This is a genomic window from Acinetobacter sp. AL9 (genome assembly GCF_041464035.1).
Taxonomy (GTDB): domain Bacteria; phylum Pseudomonadota; class Gammaproteobacteria; order Pseudomonadales; family Moraxellaceae; genus Acinetobacter; species Acinetobacter towneri.
Genome location: NZ_JAYFSK010000279.1, coordinates 1 through 249 on the forward strand (window position 1 = coordinate 1; position 249 = coordinate 249).

Annotated in this window: 1 protein-coding gene; it reads left to right on the forward strand. The window is 48.2% G+C overall.

The genetic code is table 11. The features are described 5' to 3' along the window. Window positions 1–249 (forward strand): transposase domain-containing protein (locus tag ACEO2X_RS14700; RefSeq protein ID WP_371972221.1); only part of this gene is annotated, 249 nt, incomplete at both ends.

Genomic DNA, 249 nt, shown 5'->3' on the forward strand with positions numbered 1-249 from the left:
ATGATGGCAATCTACCGATTTGCAATAACTGGGTGGAAAACCAGATGCGCCCCTGGGCGTTGGGACGTAAGAACTGGTTATTTGCAGGTTCGCTGCGCAGCGGTCAGCGAGCAGCCAATATTATGACTTTAATCCAGTCAGCAAAGCTGAATGGCTTGGATCCGTATGCCTATTTAAGTGATGTGCTGAAAAGGTTACCGACACACAAAGTGACCCAAATTGAAGAATTGCTGCCGCACTGCTGGAAAC